The 22,100-nt window shown below is 28.5% G+C and carries 21 protein-coding genes; 4 read left to right on the top strand and 17 right to left on the bottom strand.

Annotated features, from left to right (window positions below):
- Positions 1-90: 90 nt before the first annotated feature.
- A complete protein-coding gene (locus ACNSOS_RS05295; RefSeq protein ID WP_418186210.1) occupies positions 91-429 on the top strand; it encodes a histidine triad nucleotide-binding protein in 339 nt (112 codons plus the stop codon).
- Between the two features lie 22 nt (positions 430-451).
- On the opposite strand, the gene accA is transcribed toward ACNSOS_RS05295, so the two are convergent.
- The 7 genes from accA to queC form a co-directional block, all read right to left on the bottom strand.
- Positions 452-1,387, bottom strand: coding sequence for an acetyl-CoA carboxylase carboxyl transferase subunit alpha (gene accA, locus ACNSOS_RS05290; RefSeq protein ID WP_418186209.1), 936 nt, complete (start codon positions 1,385-1,387; stop codon positions 452-454).
- Between the two features lie 47 nt (positions 1,388-1,434).
- Complete coding sequence (locus ACNSOS_RS05285; RefSeq protein WP_113894494.1) at positions 1,435-2,694, bottom strand: beta-ketoacyl-ACP synthase II; 1,260 nt, start codon at positions 2,692-2,694, stop codon at positions 1,435-1,437.
- A gap of 117 nt (positions 2,695-2,811) precedes the next feature.
- The gene (gene acpP, locus ACNSOS_RS05280; RefSeq protein ID WP_026804042.1) at positions 2,812-3,042 is read right to left on the bottom strand and encodes an acyl carrier protein; all 231 of its coding nucleotides are present in this window, start codon (positions 3,040-3,042) and stop codon (positions 2,812-2,814) included.
- 93 nt (positions 3,043-3,135) lie between these two features.
- Positions 3,136-3,879, bottom strand: a complete 744-nt coding sequence (fabG, locus tag ACNSOS_RS05275) for a 3-oxoacyl-ACP reductase FabG (protein WP_418186208.1) — start codon at positions 3,877-3,879, stop codon at positions 3,136-3,138.
- 56 nt (positions 3,880-3,935) lie between these two features.
- Positions 3,936-4,700 (bottom strand): 7-carboxy-7-deazaguanine synthase QueE, encoded by a 765-nt coding sequence (locus ACNSOS_RS05270; RefSeq protein WP_418186207.1) that lies wholly within the window; start codon positions 4,698-4,700, stop codon positions 3,936-3,938.
- A complete protein-coding gene (locus tag ACNSOS_RS05265) occupies positions 4,693-5,214 on the bottom strand; it encodes a 6-carboxytetrahydropterin synthase (RefSeq protein ID WP_418186206.1) in 522 nt (173 codons plus the stop codon). The genes ACNSOS_RS05270 and ACNSOS_RS05265 overlap by 8 nt, the downstream gene beginning before the upstream one ends.
- Complete coding sequence (queC, locus tag ACNSOS_RS05260; protein WP_418186205.1) at positions 5,215-5,898, bottom strand: 7-cyano-7-deazaguanine synthase QueC; 684 nt, start codon at positions 5,896-5,898, stop codon at positions 5,215-5,217.
- A 105-nt stretch (positions 5,899-6,003) separates the two neighbouring features.
- Here queC and ACNSOS_RS05255 point away from each other — a divergent pair, with 105 nt between their 5' ends.
- Together ACNSOS_RS05255 and ACNSOS_RS05250 are read left to right on the top strand one after the other, a co-directional pair.
- A complete protein-coding gene (locus ACNSOS_RS05255) occupies positions 6,004-6,408 on the top strand; it encodes a hypothetical protein (protein WP_113909776.1) in 405 nt (134 codons plus the stop codon).
- Positions 6,408-7,079 (top strand): 16S rRNA (uracil(1498)-N(3))-methyltransferase, encoded by a 672-nt coding sequence (locus tag ACNSOS_RS05250; RefSeq protein ID WP_418186204.1) that lies wholly within the window; start codon positions 6,408-6,410, stop codon positions 7,077-7,079. Before ACNSOS_RS05255 ends, ACNSOS_RS05250 begins: the two co-directional genes overlap by 1 nt.
- 71 nt (positions 7,080-7,150) lie before the next feature.
- Here the strand turns inward: ACNSOS_RS05250 and ACNSOS_RS05245 are convergent, their stop codons facing one another.
- The 5 genes from ACNSOS_RS05245 to argB form a co-directional block, all read right to left on the bottom strand.
- Complete coding sequence (locus ACNSOS_RS05245) at positions 7,151-8,179, bottom strand: c-type cytochrome (protein ID WP_418186203.1); 1,029 nt, start codon at positions 8,177-8,179, stop codon at positions 7,151-7,153.
- Positions 8,176-9,426: a cytochrome b gene (locus ACNSOS_RS05240; RefSeq protein ID WP_418186202.1), complete on the bottom strand. Its 1,251-nt coding sequence runs from the start codon at positions 9,424-9,426 to the stop codon at positions 8,176-8,178. Before ACNSOS_RS05240 ends, ACNSOS_RS05245 begins: the two co-directional genes overlap by 4 nt.
- Before the next feature lie 10 nt (positions 9,427-9,436).
- The gene (locus tag ACNSOS_RS05235) at positions 9,437-9,937 is read right to left on the bottom strand and encodes a Rieske 2Fe-2S domain-containing protein (RefSeq protein WP_113894503.1); all 501 of its coding nucleotides are present in this window, start codon (positions 9,935-9,937) and stop codon (positions 9,437-9,439) included.
- Positions 9,938-10,079: 142 nt separating this feature from the next.
- Entirely contained in the window at positions 10,080-11,561 is a 1,482-nt protein-coding gene (gene thrC / locus ACNSOS_RS05230) for a threonine synthase (RefSeq protein WP_418186201.1), read from the bottom strand.
- Between the two features lie 119 nt (positions 11,562-11,680).
- Positions 11,681-12,580: an acetylglutamate kinase gene (gene argB, locus ACNSOS_RS05225; protein ID WP_418186200.1), complete on the bottom strand. Its 900-nt coding sequence runs from the start codon at positions 12,578-12,580 to the stop codon at positions 11,681-11,683.
- 84 nt (positions 12,581-12,664) lie between these two features.
- Between argB and ACNSOS_RS05220 the strand changes: the two genes are divergently transcribed.
- Positions 12,665-15,403 (top strand): RecB-like helicase, encoded by a 2,739-nt coding sequence (locus ACNSOS_RS05220; protein ID WP_418186199.1) that lies wholly within the window; start codon positions 12,665-12,667, stop codon positions 15,401-15,403.
- A 136-nt stretch (positions 15,404-15,539) separates the two neighbouring features.
- Here the strand turns inward: ACNSOS_RS05220 and ACNSOS_RS05215 are convergent, their stop codons facing one another.
- The 5 genes from ACNSOS_RS05215 to metE form a co-directional block, all read right to left on the bottom strand.
- Complete coding sequence (locus ACNSOS_RS05215; RefSeq protein WP_418186198.1) at positions 15,540-16,829, bottom strand: major outer membrane protein; 1,290 nt, start codon at positions 16,827-16,829, stop codon at positions 15,540-15,542.
- A gap of 174 nt (positions 16,830-17,003) precedes the next feature.
- Positions 17,004-17,576 carry a thiamine phosphate synthase gene (locus tag ACNSOS_RS05210; RefSeq protein WP_418186197.1) on the bottom strand — a complete coding sequence of 191 codons (573 nt, stop codon included), beginning with the start codon at positions 17,574-17,576 and terminating at the stop codon, positions 17,004-17,006.
- A gap of 62 nt (positions 17,577-17,638) precedes the next feature.
- A complete protein-coding gene (locus tag ACNSOS_RS05205) occupies positions 17,639-18,325 on the bottom strand; it encodes a F0F1 ATP synthase subunit A (RefSeq protein WP_113894508.1) in 687 nt (228 codons plus the stop codon).
- A 92-nt stretch (positions 18,326-18,417) separates the two neighbouring features.
- On the bottom strand, positions 18,418-19,623 hold the full coding sequence (gene ilvA, locus ACNSOS_RS05200) for a threonine ammonia-lyase (RefSeq protein ID WP_418186196.1): 1,206 nt from the start codon (positions 19,621-19,623) through the stop codon (positions 18,418-18,420).
- A gap of 135 nt (positions 19,624-19,758) precedes the next feature.
- Positions 19,759-22,023 (bottom strand): 5-methyltetrahydropteroyltriglutamate--homocysteine S-methyltransferase, encoded by a 2,265-nt coding sequence (gene metE, locus ACNSOS_RS05195; protein ID WP_418186195.1) that lies wholly within the window; start codon positions 22,021-22,023, stop codon positions 19,759-19,761.
- Between the last annotated feature and the right edge of the window lie 77 nt (positions 22,024-22,100).

Raw genomic sequence — 22,100 nt, 5'->3', positions numbered from 1 at the left:
TAATTCAAAGTAGCGATTGTATCTAATACTTTATTAGAGTTTGGTTATAATGATATTTACAGCAAATGCAACAAATTAAAGGATAATCATATGTGTATATTTTGTAAAATTGTAAATAAAGAGATACCTAGTAATATAGTATTAGAAGATGAAAATTTTTTAGCTTTTCATGATATTAATCCAACTAGAAATGTTCATGTTCTAGTTATCCCTAAAATTCATTTTGACTCATTCCAAGTAACAAATTCTGACATTATGCGGGATATGACAAAATTTATTCAACAAGTAGCAATTGAATTAGGTATTGATAAAAGTGGATATAGGCTAATTACAAATATTGGATCTGATGGAGGGCAGGAGGTATCCCATTTACATTTTCACTTAATAGGTGGAGAAAAAGTTGGAAGATTAGTAAGAGAAAGAGAGTAGGCTAAACTAAGATGTTTAGCTTTTACTCTTGAAATGAACCAAGATTCATTATCTTTTGATATTTTCTTTCTTGTCTTTCTTTTGGTGTTAGTTTTTTTAACTCTTCAAGTGAACTTAAAAAATATTCTTTTAACGCTATTATTGCTTCATCTTTTTTTCTATGTGCACCAATCAATGGTTCATTGATAACGTCATCTACCAAATTTAGTTGTTTTAAATTTTCAGCTGTAATTTTCAGTGCTTGTGCTGCTGTTTCAACCTTTGTTGGATCATTCCACAAAATAGCACTACATCCTTCTGGAGATATAACTGCATATACCGAATATCTCATCATCGCAAGTTTATCAGCAATAGAAATAGCTAAAGCACCACCACTTCCACCTTCTCCAATTACAACTGAAATAGTTGGTGTTGTAAGATTTGCAAATTCAAATAGGTTTCTAGCAATTGCTTCACTTTGATTTCGCTCCTCAGCACCCAATCCTGGATATGCACCTGGAGTATCAACTAACATTAAAACTGGAATTTGAAATTTTTCAGCCATTTGAGCGGCCCTTAATGCTTTTCTATAGCCTTCAGGATTTGGCATACCAAAATTTCTTTTTAATTTTTCTTTAGTTCCTCTGCCTTTTTGCTCTCCAATTACTAGAACTCTTTGTGTTCCAATAAATCCTAAGTAGCACACAATAGCATGATCATCAACAAAATGTCTATCACCATGAATCTCGTAAGCATTTGTAAGAATTCCTAAAATATAATCAAGCGCATATGGTCTATCAGGATGTCTTGCTAATTGAAGTTTTTGATAATCATTTAAATTTTTAAAAGTTTTTTCAACCTCTTTTTCCAATTTTTTTTCTAAAATATCAACAGCATGTTCATCTGCTTTAGTTTTTGCGATTATTATCTCTTCTTCAATTTTTTTGATTTTTTCTTCAAATTCTAAGTAAGTTGCCAATTTTTTTCCTCAATAAAAAGGGGATTGGAAATCCCTTTTTTATATATTTATTTCGTATATTTTTTGAATATTATAGAACCGTTTGTTCCACCAAAACCAAAATTATTACTCATAACTGTTGTTAATTCAGTTTTTCTTGCTACATTTGGGACTACATCTAAATCACACTCTGGATCTTGATTTATAACATTTATTGTTGGAGGAATAATACCTTCATTTAAAGCCTTAATAGCCATAATAGCTTCAATAGCTCCTGCTGCTCCTAAACAATGACCTATTTGTCCTTTTGTCGAAGAAACTGGTGGACAGTTCTCTTTCCCTCCAAATAGTGCTTTAATTGCAGCGGTTTCATTTTTGTCACCAACTGGAGTTGAAGTTCCATGAGTATTAATATAGTCAATTTTTGGATATTCTCCTGTTATATTTTTTGTCATTTCAAAAGCTGCTTTCATAGCTCTTAGCGGTCCATCAATAACTGGTGAAGTGATATGATTTGCATCACCACTTTCTCCAAAACCAATAATTTCACAATATATTTTTGCATTTCTCTCTAATGCACTATCTAAAGTTTCAACAACTAAAGCTCCAGCACCTTCTCCCATAACAAAACCATCTCTGTCAATATCAAAAGGACGAGAAGCAGTTTTTGGGTCATCATTTCTTGTTGATAATGCTTTCATCGCTGCAAATCCACCAACTCCAGCACCACAAATAGCACTTTCAGCTCCAACAACCAATATTCTATCTGCTCCATTTAGCATAATAGTTTTAACAGCATCACTTAAAGCATGAGTTGAAGCTGCACAAGCTGTAACATGTCCTAATGAAGGTCCTTTTAAATTGTGTTCAATAGATATAAAACCACTCAACATATTAGCTAATGATGAAGGTATAAAAAATGGAGATATTTTTCTTGAACCTCTAGTATCACATATTGTAGAGTTCTTTTGAATTGTTGATAATCCACCAATTCCAGAACCAGAAATAATTCCAAATCTATCTGCAATAGTAGAATCTACTTTTTTATTTTCAATTGTTACAAATCCACTATCAATCATTGCTTCTAAAGCAGCCTTAATACCTAATTGGATAAATCTATCAGCTTTTTTTACCTCTTTTTTGTCCATTACAGTTTCTGGATCAAAATTTTTAACTTCTCCTGCAATTTGTACAGTAAAATCATTTGTGTCAAATAGTGTTATCTTGTCTATTCCACAAACACCATTTACAATTGCATCGAAAGATTCACTTACATTATGTCCTGTAGAATTTATAGTACCTAGACCTGTAATAACAACTCTTTTCATATAGTTATGCTCCAATATATTAGTATTCTTATTTTATTTATTCAATTTTTACAATAAAAACTCAATAGAAAAAATTTTAAATGAAAGAAAAATCTTTCATTTAATCAAAGTATAAAATTACTTGTTATTTTCGATGTATGCTATTGCATCACCAACAGTTAAAATTTTCTCAGCTTCTTCATCTGGGATTTCGATTTCAAATTTTTCCTCTAGTGCCATTACAAGCTCAACAACATCTAGTGAATCTGCTCCTAAATCTTCAATAAATTTTGAATCTTCTTTAACTTCTGCTGGATCACAATCTAATTGCTCTACAACAACTGCTTTTACATCATCTAATAATGCCATTTTTAATTCCTTTAATAAAATTGTCCGCTAATTATACAAAAAAGTTTTTAAAACTCATTTAAAATTTAAAAATATATGTTTAAAAACTACATTTTAAACATATAATCCACCATTTACTTTTAAAATTTCACCAGTAATATAAGATGAATGATCACTCAATAAAAATGCTACTGCATCAGCTATTTCACTTGGATTTCCAAATCTTGAAAGAGGGATATTTTTTTCATAATCAGCTTTTACTTCAGCTTTTAATAAATCAGTCATATCTGTTTGGATAAATCCAGGAGTTACACAATTGTATCTGATATTTCTACTTGCTGCTTCTTTTGCAAATGATTTTGTCATTGCATTTAATCCACCTTTTGATGCACTATAATTAGTTTGACCAGGATTTCCCATTTCTCCAACTATTGAAGATATATTTACCACTGAACCAAATCTTTTTTTACTCATAGTTTTTAAAGCTTCTCTACAACCAATAAATGCAGAAGTTAAATTTGCATCAATTACAGATGTAAAATCTTCAACACTCATTCTTAAAGCTAATTTATCTTTTGTAATTCCAGCATTATTTACTAAATATGCTAATTCTCCATCACTATCAACAATAGTTTTTATCATATTTACAAATTCTTCTTCATTTGTAACATCAGCTTTTATTATTGCTGCTTTTCCACCATTTTTTTCAATTTCTTCTTGAACTTTTTGTGCTTCCTCAATTTTACTTCTATAATTAATCCACACTTTTAGACCATAAGATGCTAAAGTTTTTGCAATTTGCTCTCCAATTCCTCTACCTGCACCAGTTATAAGTACATTACCACCAGAAAATTTCATCATTAATCCTTATTATTTTTTAAATAAAGCTAGATTATAGCAATATTTATATTATATTAAACACCTCTTTTATTATTCCAAACTCTTATATGGAGTCTATCAGAATATTTAAAACCATATTTTATAGCTAGATTTATAACTTTTATAGAGTTATTATCTATCTGTTTTGCAGTGTCACCTAAAGGCATTAAATAAACATCACACTTTGGAATATCCTTTAAAATATCATTGATTTCATCTATTGCTTGAGTTAAGAAATCATCTCCAATGACAAATTTTAAATATGATTCACTAGAATTTTGTAAAACGGTTGTTAAAGTTGTTTTATTTACTCTTTTTTTTAAAGGTTCTAAAGAGTTACTTAATTTTACACTCATAGAAAATATAAGTTTTTTTTGAAATTCTTCTTTAAAGTTTATATCTAAAGAACCATTCGTTTCAATAGTAACTTTATGATTTTTTTCTATATAGTATCTAAGTAGATTTTGAAATTCTATTTTATTCCAATATAAAAGTGGTTCACCACCAGTTATTACAATATCAATTTTATATTTATAATCAAAATTTTCAAGAAGTTTATTCACTTCATTTATAATATCAAAATGTGATTCATATTTATACCAATTGTCTTTAAACTCTTTATCAACAGCATAATATGAATCACAAGCACATTTTTTTATGCCACTTGGAGTTTCATACTCTACACCAAAACCAACACAAGAAAAATTACATTTACCAAATCGAATAAATATTGAAGGTGAACCTACAAATTTTCCTTCTCCTTGTATTGTTGGACCAAAAATCTCATTTATCTCAAGCATAAAAAGTGCTTTTACTTTTTGGGGTTTCCAAAAATTCTATATGAGAAACTTTGATATTTATCTCTTTCATTTTATTTTGGACAATCTTCAAAAGCCAAGCCGATAGATTTTCACTTGTTGGAACAAAATCAACGATAATAAAACTCTCATAAAGCTCTAAAAATTCATCTCTAAAAGGAGTTAAATCAACTAAAGAATAACCCTCATCAAATTTTTTTAAATTTTCTTGTTTTATATTTGGTACAATAGTTGAAAATAGTGGGTCATTGATATCTATTATAAACTTATGGTCTAAAACATCATCTAAAAATGCTTTAAACCAATTTAAATGTTTAAAATCTGTAACCATTCCATCTTTTAGTGTTGTTGCTTCAAGATATACTATTACTTTTCCTTGATGTCCATGAAGATGACGACACATAAGACAAGTATCAAGAGAAAAATCAACATTTAGTGTTTGTGACCAAACTCTATGACCATAACAAAAATCAAACTCTTTTGATATTTTCCACATCTAAAATTCCTTGTATTTTATTGGGTCTATTTTATTTGCTTGTGTAAAACCATTTAATCTTAATCTACAAGAGTCACAAACTCCACAAGCTTCATTTTCTTCTTTATAGCATGACCAAGTAAGTTCAAGTGGAACATCAAGCTCAATAGCTTTTTGTACAATTTGAGATTTACTCAAATGTACTAAAGGAGTTATGATTTCTATTTTTGTATCCTCTTTTGTTCCTTCATTGATAGCTTTAGAAATAGAATCTATAAAACTATCAGTACAATCAGGATAACCTGAACTATCTTCTTGAACAACTCCTATATACATAGCAGTTGCACCTTCTTTTTCTGCAATAGCAGCAGCAATACTTAAAAAAATACCATTTCTAAAAGGAACATAAGTTATAGGTACACCATCTTCTAAACCATTTGTTGGTACATCTATATTTAAATCAGTTAAAGCATTTGCACCAATTTGTGTAAAAAATGGAATATCTATTTCATATTTATTGGCAACATTTAGCTCTTTGCAAATATCTCTAAAAGCTTTTAACTCTTTGTTTTGTGTTCTTTGTCCATAATTAAAGTGTACAGCGATTAATTCATAGCCATCAGTTTTTGCAATGTACGAACTTAAAGTTGAATCCATTCCACCACTTAAAATTACTATAGCTTTTTTATTTAAATTGTTATTCATATTAAAAAATCCTTTTGTCATAAAAAATGTATTGAATTTGGAAATTATAAACTTATGACAAGTTGGATATAATAGCAAAATTTTTTAAAAGTGAGATAAACTAATATGGATTTAATGCAAGATGCAATATCAGTACACATTTATGCAATATATATTTTTCTAGCAATTATGCTTTTTAATTTATACTATGTTTTGAGAAAAAAAGATTTTATATCTTTGGCAAAAAAACTAAGATTTATGACTCCTATTTATCATCTAAGCAATGCAATTGTGATTTATACAGGTACAATTGTAGCTTTTTATGCGCAATATTTTAGTGTTACTATTGCTTTAATGATACCAGCTTCAATATTTTTATTGGTAATTGAGATAAAAAGATATAAAAAAATGAGAGTTATAAAAGTCGCAGATGTAGAACTTCAAGAAAAATTTTATGTTTATGCAAAAAAAATATATCTTATCGAAATAGCTGTTTTGATTTCTGTTTTTGCTATAAGTAAGGTTTTTTAATGCAATTTGTTTACGAACCTTCAAGTGGAAATGAAACTTTAGAGATAAAAGATGAGGTTTATAATTATATTATCAAAGCTAGACGGCATAAAATTAATGATGAAATATATTTTAGAAATTTAAAAGATAAAAATATTTATCTGTATAAATTAAATTTTGTTGATAAAAAAAAAGCTATCTTAAATCTAATATCAAGTGAAGAAAAAGAGTGTGAGAATTTAAGAAAATTACATTTAGCTTGGTGTGTTGTTGATCCAAAAACAATAGAAAAAACAATAGCATCTCTAAATGAAATTGGAGTTGATAAAATCACTTTTATTTATAGTGATTTTTCTCAAAATAACTTTAAGATAAATATTGAAAAGTTAGAAAAAATATTGATAAATTCATCATCTCAATGTGGAAGAAGTAGTATAATAAAGCTAGATATTTGTAAAAGTATTGATGAATTTATAAAAAATAATAAAAATATATACTTTTTAGATTTCTCAAATCAAAAAATTGGAACTAAAAAAGATGATATAAAAACTTTGGTTATTGGAACAGAAGGTGGATTTTCAAAAAGAGAAAGGGAACTTTTTAATAAAAATTTTGTAGTTGGATTCGATAGTAATTTAATTTTAAAATCTGAAACTGCAATAATCTCTGCTAGTGCACAAATTGTTTTATAGTTGTAAAATTTATATATAAAAAAAGGGATAGATATTAAATCTATCCCTTTTTTTATTGTGAAAAGATGTTCTTAATGAACATCTCTCCATCTACTTGCTTTCCATAGGAATGCAAATATTGCAAACACTACAAGATAGATTAAGAATTTAGGTCCTAACTCTTCTCTTTGTGCTTTTTTAGAATCACCAACTTCTTCTAAATAGTTTATAACTTGTTGTTGAGATTCTTGACTTAAACCAACTCTTGGCATAGCTGTACCTTCAAGTTGTTTTTGAGGGTCGTTTATAAATGTTTGTAAGAAATCAACACCTCTACTTCTGATATGTTGAGATAAATCAGGAGGTAATTTCCCCATATAATTTTTAATATCAGCATTTGTTGTAAATGCAGACATTGAACCATCTTTCATATCAGCATATTTTATACCGTGACATCTTTGACAAGCATCAGTAAATATCTCTTTATTTGTCATTTCATTTGGTGCAATAGATTTTAAGTATGCAACCATGTCTGCAACTTCTTGTGCTGGCATCCAGTCATATCCTGGCATTGGATGAACTTTACCATCTACAAATTTATGCGATGTTTTTGAAGCAAGTGCAGGATTATTAATGAACGCAACTAAATACTCTTTTGTATAAAGTTTTCCAGCACTTCCTAAATCAGGAGGAGTTACCCCATAAGCTGATCCAGCAGTTGCATTATCCATAATTTGTGGGAAGCCTTTTGACTCAATACTATGACAAGCAGTACAGTTTGTAGTTACTAACATTTCACCATTTGCTATATCACCTGTTGCTTTTATAGCTTCTTCATTTGCAGCCCAAAAAGCATTTATAGTTTTTTCAAACTCCACTTTTTCATTTAAAGTTACTTTAGCACCATTTATAGTTTTTTCTACTCCAGCTTTTTCAGCATCTGCTAAATCTTTTTGAGCTTTTTCAATACCTTCTTGTGCCGATTGTTTATCAGCATCTGCAAAATCAAAATTTGCAGGTGAAACATGTGGATGCATTTGTGAGTGAGCAAATGGCTCAACTCCCCAGTAAGTAATAAGTGTTAAAGCTACTACTACTGCTAATATTTTTAATTCTCTCATAGTGTTCCCCTTCTTTTTGCATCAATTTTTGTGATAAGTGGAAGTAGAACGAACAGTAAAATAAATGTAACAGCCGCAAAGAACCCTACCCACGCATTTGTACCTGTTGGAGGAAGTTTACCCCAAATAGTTAATACAATTAAATCAGCCATCAATATCCAGAACCAAATAAAGAATGCTGGTCTTTTATGTGCTGGTAATATTTTTGGATCTCTATCTAGCCAAGGTAATACTAAGAAAATACCATTTGCAAATGCAAATGCTATTAAACCAATATCAAATGCTTTAATTCCAGCTATATCAAAGAAGAATCCTCTTAATACTTCATATGACCATAAGAAATACCATTCAGGATAAATATGTGCTGGTGTTACCATTGAATCAGCAGGATCAAAGTTTACTGGATCCATAGCAAAGTTATAATGGAAGAATACTAAATAGAAATAGAAAATTAAGAAAATTCCAAGAACTGCTAAATCTTTAGAGATAAATACAGGCCAGAAAGGAATAACTTTTGATTCTTTTTTCTTACCACTTAAATATTTTTCAGCTTCAGCATCAAAATCTAATTCTTCAGAACTTTGATTATTTACGTGAGGAATTCTTAACGTATAGAAGTGTAGACCAATAAGTCCCATAATAGTAATTGGTAATAAGAACACGTGTAACATAAAGAATCTTGTTAATGTTGCATCAGCAACGTTAAAATCTCCTCTAATCCATACAACTAAAGCATCTCCAATAACAGGAACTCCACCAAATAAATTTGTAATAACCATAGCAGCCCAGTAAGACATTTGTCCCCAAGGAAGCATATATCCAGAGAAACCAGCAGCACTAAATGTCATAAATAATAACATTCCAGAGATCCAAATCATCTCTCTTCCTTGTTTATAAGAACCATAGTAAATTCCTGTAAGCATATGAATATAGATAATTAAGAATACAACAGAAGCTGCAACTCCATGCATATGTCTAAATAACCAACCAAATGCAACTTCTTGCATAATTGTATAATTAACTGAATCAAATGCTAAAGCAACATCTGGCTTATAATACATCATTAAAAATAGTCCAGAAATAACTAAAATACCAAATGTAGTAGCTAAAAGTACACCCATTGCCCATAAGAAGTTAATATCTTTTGGAATCCAGTATTCAGTCATCATAACTTTATTAAACGTAGTTAAGTTTAATCTTTGGTCTAACCACTCTCCAACAGAGTTAGCTTTTTCAAATTTTGCCATCTCTTCCTCCTTACGCCATCATCGCATCAGCGATTTGTTTATACTCAGGTCCTTCATTTCCAAGAACGATAGTATTCCCTTTTACTTCAAATGGAGGTAAATCTAATGGTCTTGGTGGAGGTCCAAAAGTTTGTTGTCCACTCGCATTAAATTCTCCACCGTGACATGCACATTTCCATTGATCTTTTTTCCAAGCTGGAATACACCCTAAGTGTGTACAAAGACCAATAGCAACAGTATATCTATCACTACCAACAACTAAATCTCTTTTGTTATCTTCCATATCAGATGTTTTTTTAAGAACAAAGATAGGTTTCCCTCTCCATGTAAAAGTTTCTGGTTCACCAGCTTTTAATACACTTAAATCAACTTCTGTAAATCCACCAGCTAGAACGCTAGGAAGTGGATCCCATACTTGCTTCATACCAACAAGAGACGCGGCACCACCAACTGCAGCCACAGCAGCAAATGAGTAACCAATAAAATCTCGTCTATTTGTATCTTTAGACATATTTGGCTTCCTTTTTTTAAAATTAGAATCAGGCTAGATTTTATTATAAAATTACTTAAATAATATTGATTTAGGTCATAAATAAGTGTTTTTAAATATATTAATGAGTAGAAAAGTAGTAAATAATATTTATTAGAAAATCTTATGACTTTCTAATAAATTTAACAATTTCAGATTCTATATTTTCTTTATTTATTACTAAATCATGATTGATTTTTGAACTAAATAAATCTTTAATAGTCTGTGGTAAAGTTGCTTTATATTTAGATGAAATCTCTTCTAAAGCCTCTTTATCAGCATATTTTATAGAGTTTTGATTTAAAGCATTTAGTACTGTTGGAGAAAATTTTGTCCATTCAGCTGTAGAGTAAATTACAGTTTTTAAAGGTTTTTCTCTTAGTTCATTATAAGCTTTTATGCAAGTTGCAGTATGTGGATCCATTAGGTATCCAATATCCAAAAACTCTTTTATAGTAGCGTTACCAAAAGTATCATTACTAAAAGTAGCACTAAAATATTCTTGTAATTTTGTTGTTTCATCTTTACTCAAAGTAAAAATACTATTTTTATTTAGATTTTCCATAAGTTCTTTTGTTCTTTTATCACCAAATAAGTCAAAAATAACTCTTTCAATATTTGAAGATTTGAGTATATCCATAGCTGGAGAACTAGTTAATTTTAGAGATTTGTTTCTAATATCATAAATACCTGTGTTTATCCACTCTGTAAGAATATTATTCTCATTTGAAGCAACTAAAAGTTTTTCTATTGGTAAATTCATTTTTTGTGCATAGTAAGCTCCTAAAACGTTTCCAAAATTTCCACTTGGAACTACTAAATATATTTTTTCACCATTTTGAATCTCATTTTGTTTAAGTAGTTGAATATATGACCAAAAATGATAGATTATTTGAAATATTATTCTTCCGAAGTTTACAGAGTTTGCAGCACTTAATTTTATATTATCTTTTTCTAGTTCAGTTTTAAAAGATGATGAAGCTAAAAGATTTTTAAGAGCATTTTGTGCATCATCAAAATTTCCTTTTATTCCCAAAACTTTTAAATTCTTTCCATCTTCACAAACCATTTGAAGTTTTTGAACATCGCTTGTCCCACCATCTGGATATAGACAAACAACTTGAATATTTTCTTTATTTTTAAAAGTATTTAGTGCTGCTGGTCCTGTATCTCCAGAAGTTGCAGCAAGTATAAGATATTTTTCATCTTTCTTTTTTGCAATTGAAGATAAAATAGAACCAAAAGGTTGTAAAGCCATATCTTTAAAAGCACGTGTTGGTCCATGATATTGTTCGTGGACAAATAAGTCATCTTTAACTTTAACAACAGGACAAGGATTGTTCTTATCATCAAAATTATCATATAAATCTAAAGCTTTTTTTATCTCACTTTCATCAATATCTATTTCAAAAGCTTTTAAAATGTCATAAGCCAACTCTTTGTAGCTTGAGTTTAAATGATTTTGAATAAAGTTTTCTTCAAGTGTTGGTAAATATTTTGGAACATAAAGCCCACCAAAAGATGTACTTGGATTTAGTATAGCTTCACTAAAACTTACCTCTTTTGGTTTTATTCCATCATTTCCTCTAGTTTCAATAAAATTCATATATATTCTCCTTTTAATGGTTCCCATTTAAAAGGAAACCTTTTTATTTAATAACTACTTTTTAACGCAATTTTGAAAAAATTACTAAAAGTAGCAAAACTCTAAAGTGCATAATAAACTTAGCTATTTAATAATTTCTCTATATTAATACCATTATTTGGATTATCAACTCTTATAAATTGTGTTCCAATACCATCATTTGTGAATAACTCAAGTAAAATAGAGTGTTCAACTCTACCATCAATTATATGGGCTTTATTTACACCATTATATATTGCTTCAATACAAGAATCAACTTTTGGTATCATACCACCAGCTATTGTTCCATCTCTTTTAAACATTTCAACATTTGATTTATCTAAAGTTTGGATTAACTCTCCACTTTTATTTAAAACTCCAATTGTATCTGTTAAAAATATTACTTTTTGTGCTTTTACAGCCATTGCTATTTTACAAGCTGCAACATCAGCATTGATGTTAAATCCTGGATGATTTGGCTCATCTCCATTTGCTATAGGTGCAATTACAGGAATAAACCCTTCTTTTAGTAAATTATTAATAAGTTCTCCATTTACTTCTGTGATATCTCCAGTAAAGCCAAATTTACCACCATCTTTTGGAATGGCTTTGATAATTCCAGAGTCTTTCCCCGAAATTCCAATAGCTTTAGAACCATGAAAATTTAGTAAAGAAGAGATATTTTTATTTATTTCTCCACTTAAAACCATTTCAACAACTCTCATACTTTCTTGACAAGTAACTCTGTATCCATCTACAAAAGATGATGGAATTTCTAATTTTTTTAAAAGTTCTGTTATTCTTGCTCCTCCACCATGAACGATGATAGGTCTTATTCCCAAAAGAGTTAATAACACTATATCTTGAGCAAATTTTTCTTTTAAATCATCACTTGTTTGTGCTGAACCACCATACTTTATAACTATTGTTTTTCCATAAAATTTTTTGAAATATGGAATTGCGTCTATTAGAGTTTGAACTTTTTGGTTTATTTGTGCCATTTTGCCAATCCTTGCAAGTTTTAAAGCACGGATTATATCTAAAAATCGCTTATTAATTAAAACGATTTATAGTAGAATAGATTTATGAAAAGATATTTAGCATTAAAAGCTAGTGCTGGAAGTGGAAAAACTTTTGCATTAACTGTAAGATATATTAGCCTATTGTTAAAAGGTGCAAATGCAAGTGAGATTTTAACACTTACTTTTACAAACAAAGCCGCACTTGAAATGAGTCAAAGGATATATAAAACTTTGCAAACTTTGGGTGATGATGAAGCATATTTAGGTGAATTAATAAGAGTTTCTGGATTTTCAAAAGAGGAGATTTTAGGTAAAAAATCATTTTTAATAAAAAGTTTTTCAAATACTACAATCTCTATTTTTACAATAGATAAATTTGTAAATAAAATACTAAGAGAGTTTTGTGGCTACATAGGAATCAGTGATGATTTTGATATAAAAAATGATGATATAGAACTTTTAAGCTACAAATTTTTACAATCTTTAGATGAAAATAGTTTTAAAGATTTGGTTGAATTTTCAAATTATGAAAGAAAAAAGTTTAACTCGATTTTTGAACTTTTTAAAATCTTGATAGAAAAAAATGAAAATATAAATCTTTTAGAGATTGATGGTTATTTTATAGATTTACAAAAAGAAAATGTTTTACAACAAGCTTTTAAAATTAAAGAGCATTTTTCAAATTGTCCAAATGCTAGTAATAGTGCGATAAAAGCAGTAGATTTTACAAATTTTGAAGAATTATTTGAAAAAACTTGGATAGAAAAAGATAGTTTATTTGACTACTCTTATTTTAAAAAATGTGCCACTGATGAGATAAATCAAGAGTTTATAAACTTAAAAGAAGAGTTTAGAAACTACTACAAAATACGAGCAACTTATAGTTTAAATAAAATTTTTAAACTATATTTGGAGTTTAAAGAGTATAAATTAAACTTCAATAAAATCAAAAACTATTTTGAATTCAATGATATTTCAAATCTAGTTTATGAACTTCTAAATCAAAAAATCAATAGAGATTTTTTGTATTTTAGGCTTGATAGCACTTACCATCATATTTTGATAGATGAGTTTCAAGATACTTCTATTTTGCAATACAAGATTTTAAAACCTTTAATAGAAGAGATTTTATCAGGAGATGAAACAAAATTTAAAACATTTTTTTATGTTGGAGATCCAAAACAAAGTATTTATAGATTTCGTGGTGGTAAAAGAGAACTTTTTGATTTTGTTTTAAAAACAAATCCTATAATTGAACTTGAACATTTAAATACAAATTATCGTTCTTGTAAAAATATCATAGATTTCGTAAATAGTGCTTTTTTAAATTTGCCAAATTACGACTATCAACAGCAAGAAAGTATCAGAAAAGATGGTTTTGTAGAAGTTATTGAAGATGGAAATCTACAAAATGAAGATAAATTTTTAAATATATCTTTAAAAATAGATGAACTTATAAATAGTGGAATAAATCCAAATGATATTGCGATTTTATGTTATACAAATGGTGATGTGCTAGAACTTTTTTACTATCTAAAAGAAAAATTTCCAAATCTTAAAATAAAAACAGATATGACTTCAAAGCTTATCAATCAACAAAATGTAAAAGCTGTGATAAATGCTATAAAATATATATATTTTGGTGAAGATATATATAAAGAAAATTTTAATGCTCTTTTAGGAAGAAAACTTTTAACGTCTTTTGAGTTTGATTTTGAAATATCACAAAAAAGTATGAGCCAGATTGTGTATGAACTTGCTAAACATTTTGATATTATAGATGAAAATATTGTAAAACTGATGGATATCGCAACAAATTATAAGAATATTGTTGATTTTGTATATGAGATAGATAAACTTGAAACAAGTATAGAAAATAGTCAAGACAATGGACTTCAAATTTTAACTATTTTTAAATCCAAAGGTTTGGAGTTTCATACAGTAATTGTACTTGATAGGATAAAAAGGAAGAATTTTGATAAAAGTTCTTTATTGTTTGATTATGAAAATATAGAGCTGAAAAATATTTTTTATAAAATATCAGGATATGAGAATTTTGATTTAGAGTATAAAAATGCTTTGGAAAAAGAGAAGAATTTAAGTTTAGATGATGATAAAAATGTTCTTTATGTAGCACTTACAAGGGCAAAAAATAATCTTATCATATTTAAAAAAGCCAAGTCATCGGCTTTTGATATTTTGGGATTAAGTGTTTGCAAAATAGGGCATTTATCTCAAAGTGAAACTTTGAGTTTAGATAAAAAAATAGAAAAAATATCTTATACCCCTATATATTTGGGAAAACAAGAGCAAAAAATAGTAAATGAAAAAGGTGTTGAAGAAGATGAAATCTTAAAAGCTAGGTATTTTGGACTTGCAACTCACTATGTTTTAGAAATGATGAGTGAATTTACTATCTATTCTATGCTTTATGCTATAAATTTATCAAAAGCTAGATATTCAAACTATTTAGATGATATGGATTTTATAAAAATAGAAAAAATCGTAAAAAATCTAGTAGAAAATAGTTTTTTTCAAAGTTTGTTAGAAAATTCAAAAATAGTTCATGAACAAGCTTTGATGTATAAAGAAGAGTTGAAAATTCTTGATTTATTACTTTTTAAAGATGATTGTTTTTATATTATCGATTATAAAACAACAAGACAGATTTTAGATGAGCATAAAATACAAGTTAGCTACTATAAAAAAGCTATAAGTGATATTTTTACAAATCATAATGTTAAAGCTTATCTATTTTATTTGAAAGAAGATAGTTTGGATATTGTTGAAGTTGAGGTTTGATTTATTGTATAAAGAATATTTTAGTTTATCTTAAATATGATTTTTGTATTTATTAGGACTGAATTCTCACTTCTTAATTAAAAAAAGGTTGAGCAAAAGCCCAACCTTTGAAAGAAAGTTTTATACTCTAAAAAAATTAGAATGTATATTCAACTTGTAATCTTCCTACTGTATCGTCAACTTGTTTATCACCATTAACTTTTTCTTCTAATTTACCATATCTTACATAAGTATTTAAGTTTTTAGACATTTTATAAGTTAATTGTGCATAGTATTCTTTATCTTTTAAAGTATCTGCACCTGCGAAGTTACCTTCTTTATGTTTAATTTGACCATAATTAGCTGATAGGTTTAAGTTATCTAAGATATCTACACCGATAACACCTTGCCAGTAATCAGCATCAAAAGTATTATTAGATGTTAAATTCCAACCTAAAGTTGTATTTTGTGCATCATTATCTAAAGCAGTTAAACCACCTTTTTTATCTGTAGTTGTATATGCAACTTTTGCATTAACAATAGATACTTTACCATCTACAGCAAATCTGAACATAGAGTTTTTATCATCTCTACCTAAAGCAGTTGCAACTTCATCTTCTAATTCTAATTGAACATATCTAGCTTCTAAACCAATTTTTGCATTTTCAGCTAAATCAAAATTAGCTTTTGCAGATAAAGAGTAAGTATCAAAAACATCATCCATGTTTAAGTACCAAGCATCTAATTTAACAAAATCTAAATCACCAATTAATCCAACTACAGCGATGTCTTTACCACCAAAATCATCATTTGGAGTTGTACCAAGAAGAACAGTTCCTCCTGCACCTGGACCAGTAACTACTAAACCAGTGTTAGCAGTATAAGAATTAAGACTTGGTAAACCATTACCTGATTTTCCTAAATTTGTTTGGTTAAAGTAACCAGCAGCACCTGTAACTGGTCCTACTGTTGTAAGAGCTAAAACTCCAGTCCCTGTTTGTTCATTTCCATCAGAATCAACTGCAACAGTCCATGGAGTTGTTAAACCTTGTTTACCAACATTAACTGTAGTATTTGGAATAGCTGTTAAGGCAAAGTATGCATTTGATAATGTAACATCAACATTTTGATCTCCATTGTCTGTCGTATCTAATCTAGCAAATCCAGAATCAGCTCCACCAACGATAAATCTTGAGTTAAATTTAACATAATCATTTACTTTTGAAGACAGATTTAAAGCAATTTTATAATTGTTATTTACATCTGCATTTTCACTAATCGTTTGACCATTTAATTTATCTTTAGCTTTTGCATCATTATATCTATAAACTACAGATCCAGATACTTCTACATTTTTGATTGCTTCTTCTAATGGTTGAGCATTAGCAGTACTAAAACCAGCAACTGCAACAGCTGCTACTAAACTTAATTTTGAGATTTTTCTCATATTCGTTTCTCCTAAAATTTCGAAATTTTAATCGATTTGCAAAAAATAATATTTCCTTGCTTACCGTCGCGACTATTTTATATGAGAAAAAATTAAACTTTTCTTAAAGTCATTAAATATGTATTAATTCTTGATTAATTTAAGTTTGAATTTATATTTGATAGATAATTTGGCTTAATTACTAGCAATAAAGTAGCGAATAGAAGCAAATCCATAGGCATTTGTTTGCGATATTTTCTTTACTTGAATATCCTTTATTATACCACCTAGAGCAAATATATTTAGACTATTAAACTCTTTTATAGTTTGCTTTAAATCTTCTATTCCTTTTGCTTCACTTTTATTTGGTGTATCAAAAATAGGTGAGTATGTTACAAAATCCACTTTTTTATCAAAGGCTAGTTTTAACTCTTTATGATTGTGACAAGATATAATAGTTTTTAGATTTAGATTTTTTGCAAATCCTATTTTTTCAAATTGTGTTGAGTTTAGATGAACTCCATCAAAATTTAAATCTTTTGCTAGTTGTATATTGGAATTTAGATATATATTTTTTATATTAAACTCTTTGCAAGTATCTAAAAATAATTTTGCTAATTCTTCAAAGTTTGTAGATGTTTTATCTCTAAAACAAGCAAGATCTATTTTGTGTAATTTTAAACTATTTTCTAAAGTTTGTTTAAATATTTTTGGATTATCTGAAAAATACTTTGGATCAGTGATAAGATAAGATTTCATATTTGTCATATTCTCTCCATAAAAAAAGGGAATAAGTAAAACTTATTCCCTTTTTATTTTACAAAGACATCTTAATGATGTTCTTCTTCCATCATAATAGATCCTGCTATATAAACATAAGTTAGGATACTAAAAATAAATGCTTGTAATACACCCATTACAGCTAAAAGGAAAAATCCTGGTAATGGCAAAATCCAAGGTACTAACATAAGAAGTACCATTAAGAACATATCATCTCCTCTTACAGAACCAAACAGCCTGAAAGATAAAGATACAATTCTTGATAGATGAGAGATAATCTCTATTGGGAACATTAAAGGAGCTAAGATTGGTAAAGGTCCCATAAAATGTTTAAAATAGTTTATAAAACCATTTTTCTTAATACCTAAGTAGTTGTAATATACAAATACTATCAAAGCTAAAGATAAAGTAAAGTTGATATTTGAAGTTGGAGCTTCAAATCCTGGGATAACTCCCATCATATTACTAACAAAAATAACTAAAGCCAACGAACCAATAAGTGGCATATAGATTCTTGAGTTTTGCTCTCCCATAGAATCTCTACCAATACCAATAACACCACCAACAAATGCTTCCATAACATTTTGTGAACCAGTTGGAACTAGTTGCAATCTTCTAGTTGCCATATTTGAAATTAAGAAAATAATCCCAATTACTAAAACGTAGTGAGATAAAATTATCCATTCTTGTCCGTGTCCACCGATTGTTCCTAAGAATGTAAACAGTCTTCCTTCCATACTCTTCCTTTGTCTTTGTTTCTACATTTACTAAATTATGCTTGGATTATAATATTTGTTTTCTAAAAATTTTATAAATGTTGTAAAATAATTTAGATTTGTTTAAATCTATATCCATATTGTTTCAAATTTTCTCTTATTTGCTCTTGATGTTCTTCCCCTTTTGTTGCTAGAGCTATAGTTACATGTGCTTCTCCAAACTCTAGTTTTAAAGAGTTTCTATCAAAATCTATTTGAACTATATTTGCTGAACATTGTGAGAATACTTCTGTTAAGTGCATCAAAGCACCTGGTTTATCCATAAGTGTAACTATAAGATTCATTTTTCTATGAGATTTTATTAAACCTTTTTCAATAATAAGTGATAACATAGTAACATCTATATTTCCACCACTAACTATTGCACAAACTTTTTTATTTGTAATATCAACTTTATCATGCATAATAGCAGCAACTGAAACTGCTCCTGCACCTTCAACCATAAGTTTATGTCGTTCTAGTAAAAATAAAATTGCATTTGCTGTTTCGTTGTCGCTTACTTCTACAATTTCATCTACATATTCTAAAATAATATCAAGTAATTTTGGTGTTACATCACGTACTGCTATTCCATCTGCTATTGTTCTTACAGTTGAAGAGTCTATTGGCATTCTAGCTTCAAAACTCTCTTTCATACCTTTTGCACCACTTGCTACAACACCTGTTATTTTTATGTTTGGATTTATAGATTTTGCTGCTATTGCAATACCTGCAATTAATCCTCCACCACCAATTGGTACGATAATTTGTTCTATATCTTCAATATTTTCTAAAATTTCTAGTGCAATTGTTCCTTGCCCTGCTATAACTTCATCATCAGCAAATGGATGAACAAACTCTTTATTGTTTTCTTTTGCAAATTTTACTGCACTTGCATATGCTTCATCAAAATTTTCACCAGTTAAAACAACATTTGCTCCATAAGATTTTACTCCTGAAACTTTTGTAAGTGGAGTTGCTTCAGGCATAAAAATAGTTGCTTCACAGCCAAAATATTGGGCTGCAAAAGCTAAACCTTGAGCGTGGTTTCCTGCACTTGCTGCTACAACTCCTGCTTTTCTTTTACTATCATCAAGCATTGCTACTTTATTGAAAGCACCCCTTAATTTAAAACTTCCTGTTATTTGGAGATTGTCTTCTTTTAGGAAAATTTGGGCATTTTTTTCAATACTTAAAAAAGGGGCTTTCATAAGTGGAGTTTTAGAAACTGTATTTTCTAATCTTTTTTTTGCATCTTTTATATCGTTTAGTGTAATCATCTTCTATCTTTTTTGAGAAATTTTAGTGGATTTTATCAGAAATTGGTTTAATAGTTTAAAAAATTGTGAATGAGTTTATTCTTGATAATGTATTAATTTGAATTGATTTTAGTAAAACAGCTAGAGCAAATGCTCTTAGCTATTTTTTACTATTCTTACTGCTTCAACAAGATTTTTTAAGCTCTCTTTTACTTCTGGCCATTTTCTTGTTTTTAATCCACAATCTGGATTTATCCATAATTGTTCTTTTGGTAAAACTTCAACTAAAGCTTTTATTTGAGCTACCATTTCTTCAACACTTGGAACTCTTGGGCTATGAATATCATAGATTCCAGGTCCAATTTCTTGTTTATATGCTACTTCTTTGAAAATTCGTAAAAGTCTATTTCCACTTCGTGCTGTTTCAATAGATATAACATCGGCATCCATAGCTTCAATAGTTTTTATAATATCATTGAATTCACTATAACACATATGAGTGTGAATTTGAGTATTTGTTTCTGCACAACTTACACTTAAACGGAAGTTTTCAACTGCCCAATCTTCATAAGCTTTGATATTTTCTTTTCTAAGTGGATAACCTTCTTTGAATGCTGCTTCATCAACTTGAATCATTTTTATTCCAGCATTTTGTAAATCATCAACTTCTTTATTAATTGCAAGTGCAATTTGTTTTGTTACTTCATTTCTTGGAATATCATCTCTTACAAATGACCAATTTAAAATTGTAACTGGTCCAGTTAGCATTCCTTTCATAACTTTTTTTGTTTTACTTTGAGCATATTTTATCCACTCAACAGTCATAGGATTTGGTCTTGAAACATCACCAAAAATAACAGGTGGTTTTACACATCTACTTCCATATGATTGTACCCAAGCATTTTGAGTAAATGCAAAACCTTCCATTAATTCACCAAAATATTCAACCATATCATTTCTTTCTGGTTCTCCATGAACTAAAACATCAAGCCCAATTTCATCTTGGAATGCTACACAATCATCAATATATTTTTTAATTTCAGCTTCGTATTGCTCTTTTGAAATAGCATTTGCTTTGTATTGTTTTCTATTTTCTCTAATTTCAGGAGTTTGAGGAAATGACCCAATAGTTGTAGTTGCAAGTGCATCGTATTTGAAAAATTCTCTTTGAACTTTTATTCTATCTTGGAATTTATCAGTTCTTTGGAATATTTTTAAATTTTTGATTTCATCTTGAACTTTTGCATTGTGAATTTTTGTAGATATTTTTCTTTTTGCATTTTCTTCAGCATTTTTCTTTATATTCGCATTGTCATCAAGTGAAAGTTTTAAATCAAAGAATTGTTTTGTTACAAGTGATAACTCTTTTAATTTTTCAGTTGCAAATGCTAACCAAGATTTAATTTCACTATCTAATTTTTCTTCATAATTTAAAGTAAAAGGAACGTGTAAAAGTGAGCAAGATGTTCCTACAATTATATTTTCTTTTGAAATAACATTTGAAATTTTATTTAATAACACTAATTTATCTTCAAAGTTACTTTTCCAAATATTTCTTCCATCAATAACACCAGCTATTAAAACTTTATTTGAATTTTTGATGATTTCTAAAGCTTCAAGATTTTTGCTTCCATGAATAAAATCTAATCCTAAAGCCCAAATTGGAGTATTTACCAAGATTTTTGTTGCTTCATTTGAGTGTTCAAAATATGTTGTCACAACTATTTTAATATTTGGTGCAACGCTCGAAAGTGCATCATAAACTGGTTTTAATAGAGATAAAACTTTTGTGTCTAAATCTTTTACAAAAAGTGGTTCTGCAAATTCAACTACAATTTCTTCATCAAGTTTTGAAATTTCCAATAACAGTTCTTTATAAACATCAACTACACTATTTATATGAGCAAAAACATCACTATTATCAACACTTTTTGATAATCCTAAATATGTTATTGCACCAATCAAATTTATTTTTGTGTTTATTTCTAATTCTTTTGCCTCTTTATACTCTTCTATTACTTTCTTATAGTTTAAAGCAAATTTTGTATCTTTAGATATTTCAGGTACGATATAATGGTAGTTTGTATTAAACCATTTTGTCATCTCCATAGCAACACAATCTTGATTTCCTCTTGCCATTGCAAAATATAATTCTTCATTTTTTAGATGTTGAAATCTTTGTGGAATAGCCCCAAGTAAAATTGTAGTATCTAACATATTGTCATAATATGAGAAATCATTTGAAGCTATAAAATCTATTTTTGCTTCTTTTTGGTATGTCCAGTGTCTTTTTCTAAGACTTTGCGCTACATATTTTACTTCATCAAAGTCTGTTTGTTTTGCCCAGTATTGTTCTAAAACTTTTTTTAACTCTCTTTTCTCTCCAATTCTTGGAAATCCTATTACATAATTTTTTGACATTATTAATCCTTTTTTCAAAGGTTCCTTTTAAAAAAGGAACCATACTATAATTGACTATTTAGTTAGCCAAAACTTAA

Origin of the sequence: Aliarcobacter vitoriensis (assembly GCF_048320235.1) — a bacterium.
Taxonomy (GTDB): Bacteria; Campylobacterota; Campylobacteria; order Campylobacterales; family Arcobacteraceae; genus Aliarcobacter; species Aliarcobacter vitoriensis.
This window is presented reverse-complemented; position numbering and strand designations above follow the sequence as displayed.

Excerpts from the sequence above, each read along its gene's own strand:
- ACNSOS_RS05295 (WP_418186210.1), top strand. The coding sequence starts at position 91 with ATGTGTATATTTTGTAAAATTGTAAATAAAGAGATACCTAGTAATATA.
- ACNSOS_RS05285 (WP_113894494.1), bottom strand. The coding sequence starts at position 2,694 with ATGAAAAGAGTTGTTATTACAGGTCTAGGTACTATAAATTCTACAGGA.
- acpP (WP_026804042.1), bottom strand. The coding sequence starts at position 3,042 with ATGGCATTATTAGATGATGTAAAAGCAGTTGTTGTAGAGCAATTAGAT.
- fabG (WP_418186208.1), bottom strand. The coding sequence starts at position 3,879 with ATGAAATTTTCTGGTGGTAATGTACTTATAACTGGTGCAGGTAGAGGA.
- ACNSOS_RS05270 (WP_418186207.1), bottom strand. The coding sequence starts at position 4,700 with ATGCTTGAGATAAATGAGATTTTTGGTCCAACAATACAAGGAGAAGGA.
- ACNSOS_RS05265 (WP_418186206.1), bottom strand. The coding sequence starts at position 5,214 with ATGTGGAAAATATCAAAAGAGTTTGATTTTTGTTATGGTCATAGAGTT.
- queC (WP_418186205.1), bottom strand. The coding sequence starts at position 5,898 with ATGAATAACAATTTAAATAAAAAAGCTATAGTAATTTTAAGTGGTGGA.
- ACNSOS_RS05255 (WP_113909776.1), top strand. The coding sequence starts at position 6,004 with ATGGATTTAATGCAAGATGCAATATCAGTACACATTTATGCAATATAT.
- ACNSOS_RS05250 (WP_418186204.1), top strand. The coding sequence starts at position 6,408 with ATGCAATTTGTTTACGAACCTTCAAGTGGAAATGAAACTTTAGAGATA.
- ACNSOS_RS05245 (WP_418186203.1), bottom strand. The coding sequence starts at position 8,179 with ATGAGAGAATTAAAAATATTAGCAGTAGTAGTAGCTTTAACACTTATT.
- ACNSOS_RS05240 (WP_418186202.1), bottom strand. The coding sequence starts at position 9,426 with ATGGCAAAATTTGAAAAAGCTAACTCTGTTGGAGAGTGGTTAGACCAA.
- ACNSOS_RS05235 (WP_113894503.1), bottom strand. The coding sequence starts at position 9,937 with ATGTCTAAAGATACAAATAGACGAGATTTTATTGGTTACTCATTTGCT.
- thrC (WP_418186201.1), bottom strand. The coding sequence starts at position 11,561 with ATGAATTTTATTGAAACTAGAGGAAATGATGGAATAAAACCAAAAGAG.
- argB (WP_418186200.1), bottom strand. The coding sequence starts at position 12,580 with ATGGCACAAATAAACCAAAAAGTTCAAACTCTAATAGACGCAATTCCA.
- ACNSOS_RS05220 (WP_418186199.1), top strand. The coding sequence starts at position 12,665 with ATGAAAAGATATTTAGCATTAAAAGCTAGTGCTGGAAGTGGAAAAACT.
- ACNSOS_RS05215 (WP_418186198.1), bottom strand. The coding sequence starts at position 16,829 with ATGAGAAAAATCTCAAAATTAAGTTTAGTAGCAGCTGTTGCAGTTGCT.
- ACNSOS_RS05210 (WP_418186197.1), bottom strand. The coding sequence starts at position 17,576 with ATGACAAATATGAAATCTTATCTTATCACTGATCCAAAGTATTTTTCA.
- ACNSOS_RS05205 (WP_113894508.1), bottom strand. The coding sequence starts at position 18,325 with ATGGAAGGAAGACTGTTTACATTCTTAGGAACAATCGGTGGACACGGA.
- ilvA (WP_418186196.1), bottom strand. The coding sequence starts at position 19,623 with ATGATTACACTAAACGATATAAAAGATGCAAAAAAAAGATTAGAAAAT.
- metE (WP_418186195.1), bottom strand. The coding sequence starts at position 22,023 with ATGTCAAAAAATTATGTAATAGGATTTCCAAGAATTGGAGAGAAAAGA.